The following is a 3,091-nucleotide window of genomic DNA, read 5'->3' on the forward strand; positions in this document are numbered from 1 at the left end:
CCGGCGACCACCCCGCCTCCGCCGTCGCCGGCCGGGCCTCCTGCGCCGCCGCCCGCTGGTGGCGCGCGCCCGGCTCCCACCGGTCAGCCGCCGGCCCCGCCCGCGCCCCCGCGCTCCGGGGCGCCCGGCGAGGACACCCTGAGCCGGCGGATGCTGCGGCGTGGGGTCCCCGAGGAGCCGGAGTGGTACCGCACGGCCACCCGCTCCATCGCGCTGGCCGAGGAGGAGGCCCGCACGGACTCCCGGCAGCAGGTCCTCGCCCAGCAGCAGGCATACGAGGCCCAGCAGCAGGCCGCTGCCCAGGCGCTGGCCGCGCAGCAGCGCGCGCAGCACCAGGCCAATCAGACGTACGCGCACCAGCAGGCCCAGCAGTACGCGCAGCACCAGGCCTGGCTGCAGCAGCAGCAGTACACGGCCCATTACGTCACCGCGCAGGCCCAGGCCAACCCGACGCCGCGTCCGACCCTGCGCACCTGGTTGCTCGCCGGGGTCGTCGGCGTGTGCTCGTTGGGTCTGCTGCTGATCTTCGCCCTGATGTACGGATTCAGCTTCGGCATCGTCCTGACGCTCGTCAGCCTGCTCGCGGCGCTCATCCCGCTGACGATCGTCATCCCGATCTTCCTGTGGCTCGACCGTTTCGAGGCCGAGCCGTGGCGGTACCTGCTGACGGCCTTTCTCTACGGCGCGCTCGGCTCGACCTTCCTCGCGATGATCGGCAACGGCGTCCTCGGGTCGATCCTCGGGGCGATGTTCGGTGTCCAGAACCAGGACGTGCTGACCGCCGTCATCGCCGCACCGCTGGTGGAGGAGACGACGAAGGGCGTCTTCCTGCTCGTCATGTGGTGGTTCATGCGGCGTGAGTTCAACGGCCTGACCGACGGGATCGTCTACGCGGGCATCGTCGCCGCCGGCTTCGCCTTCACCGAGAACATCCAGTACTTCGCGGGTGCCGCGATCGAGCACGGCGTCGCCGGCTTCGGTGTCACCTTCGTCCTGCGGGGCATCGTCACCCCCTTCCTCCACCCGATGTTCACGACGATGACGGGTATCGGTGTCGGGCTGGCGGCCGTGTCCCGGTCGATGCCAGTGAAGTTCGTCGCGCCCGTCCTCGGGTGGTGCGCCGGCGTGCTCCTCCACGGCCTGTGGAACCTCAGCGCGTCCACCGGCAGGGGCGGGCTCTTCATCGGTCTGGGCGTCGGGTTCGTCGCCTTCTGCGCCTTCATCTCCTTCGTCGTGTGGACGCGCAAGCGCGAGGGCCGGGTCATCGGCCAGCACCTCATGGCCTATGTCGACACCGGATGGATCTCCGGCGAGGAGGTCGGGATGCTCGCGTCGATGAAGTCCCGCCGCGCCGCGCGTCGATGGGCGAAGTACCACCGCGGCCCGCAGGGCCTGCAGTCGATGCGCAGCTTCCAGGACTGTGCCTCCGAGCTGGCGCTGCTGCGCTTCCGCCAGCTGAGCCACGTCGCCGAGCCCAAGGCGCTGGAGCGCGAGCGGGTGCTGCTCGACTCGATGACGGCCCGCCGTCGCGAGTTCGCCGGCGCGGCGCCGGCGATGGTCTAGGCGGGCTGCCGGCCGACGACGATCTCGAGCGGCTGGGCCGTGAGGGCGGCCACCGCCGCGCGGTGATCGGCCGCCTCGAGGTCGACGTCGGCGATCGCGATGGTGCCGGGTCGCGGCTCCTCGGCCCGCCAGTCGACGAGCGCGGGCGCCTCGCCGGGCCCCGAGACGAGGACCTCGGAGGGGTCGACGACCAGTCCGTGACCGGTCGCCTTGAGCACGGCCTCCTTGCGCGCCCACACCCGGGCGCGGGCCACGAGCAGCTCGTGACCGGTCAGGCCCTCGAAGCCGTCGACCTCGTCCCGGGCCAGGGTCGCTGCGGCGAAGCCCTCGAAGTCGGCGTCGGTCAGGTCCTCGACGTCCACCCCGACGTCCGCACCGTGCGCGACGGCGACCACGGCGACATCGGGCGTGTACGACAGGGAGAAGTGCCAGCCGGGTGCGTCGACGAGGTTCGGCTTGCCGTGCCGGTCGCTGTTGCACGTCGCGCAGCGCCGCTCGAAGGTCAGCCGTGCGGGGTCGCACCCCACGAGCTCGCCGAGGACGCGTCGCACGAGCGCGTGCCCGGTGACGAAGGGGGCGGCCCGCCCCTTGCGCTCGGCACGGGCCAGCTCACCGGGATCGAGCAGCGCGAGGTCGGCGGGGGAGTCGACCACCCCCGCCTCGCGCACGACGACCCGGACGGACATGGTGCCGATCATGGCAGGTCGCGGCGCTCACTACACTGAACCCGCCCCGCTCGTGGACACCCGCGGCAGGGGCGTGCCTCCGTAGCTCAGCTGGACAGAGCAAGGGCCTTCTAATCCCTAGGTCGCAGGTTCGAGTCCTGCCGGGGGCGCTCACCACCTCCATCCGCGTGGAGGGCGCGTGCCGGACCCCCTTCGCTGGTTAAGGTGTGCCCATGGGTGAGATCGCACGGGGGACCGCGCCGGACCGCGACCTCCTGGCACGGGTGAGTGCGCTGCGCGACGAGGTCGAACGCAGCCGGTTGGTGCTGGACCTGCCCAGCACCGAGCGGGCTCGGGCCGAGCGGCAGGCGCTGCTCGACCAGCTCGACGACTACGTCATCCCGCGCCTGTCCTCCCTCGACGCGCCGCTGCTCGCCGTCGTCGGTGGCTCCACCGGCTCGGGCAAGTCCACGCTCGTCAACTCGATCCTGCGGCGCGAGGTGAGCCGGTCCGGCGTCCTGCGTCCGACGACGACCAGCCCGGTGCTCATCCACCACCCCGACGACGAGCGGTGGTTCCGCGACGCGCGGGTCCTCCCTTCGCTCTCTCGGGTCACCGGTGACGAGCGCGCCGAGCCCCAGCCCGGCACCGTCCGGCTCACGCCGTCGGCCACGCTGCCGCCCGGCATGGCGATCCTCGACGCGCCCGACATCGACTCGGTCGTCCGGGCCAACCGTGACCTGGCCGGCCAGCTGCTCGCGGCGGCCGACCTGTGGCTCTTCGTCACGACGGCGGCCCGCTACGCCGACGCCATCCCGTGGGGCCTGCTGCGCCAGGCCGCCGACCGCGGCACGGCCGTCGCC

The 3,091-nt window shown here is 72.7% G+C and carries 3 protein-coding genes and 1 tRNA gene; 3 read left to right on the forward strand and 1 reads right to left on the reverse strand.

All coding sequences use genetic code 11. From position 1 onward, the window contains the following. Positions 1–1,563, forward strand: a 1,563-nt coding sequence (locus JAN01S_RS16195) for a PrsW family intramembrane metalloprotease (RefSeq protein WP_244884871.1), incomplete at its 5' end; no start/stop codon positions are given. Here JAN01S_RS16195 and JAN01S_RS16200 read toward each other — a convergent pair. Then, positions 1,560–2,249: a 4'-phosphopantetheinyl transferase family protein gene (locus JAN01S_RS16200; protein WP_169797257.1), complete on the reverse strand. Its 690-nt coding sequence runs from the start codon at positions 2,247–2,249 to the stop codon at positions 1,560–1,562. The genes JAN01S_RS16195 and JAN01S_RS16200 overlap by 4 nt on opposite strands. A gap of 75 nt (positions 2,250–2,324) precedes the next feature. Here JAN01S_RS16200 and JAN01S_RS16205 point away from each other — a divergent pair. Continuing rightward, positions 2,325–2,398 (forward strand) — tRNA-Arg (locus tag JAN01S_RS16205). 63 nt (positions 2,399–2,461) lie between these two features. Then, a partial coding sequence (locus JAN01S_RS16210; protein WP_174522303.1) for a dynamin family protein occupies positions 2,462–3,091 on the forward strand: 630 nt, incomplete at its 3' end.

Source organism: Janibacter anophelis NBRC 107843, assembly GCF_001570945.1.
Classification (GTDB): Bacteria; Actinomycetota; Actinomycetes; order Actinomycetales; family Dermatophilaceae; genus Janibacter; species Janibacter anophelis.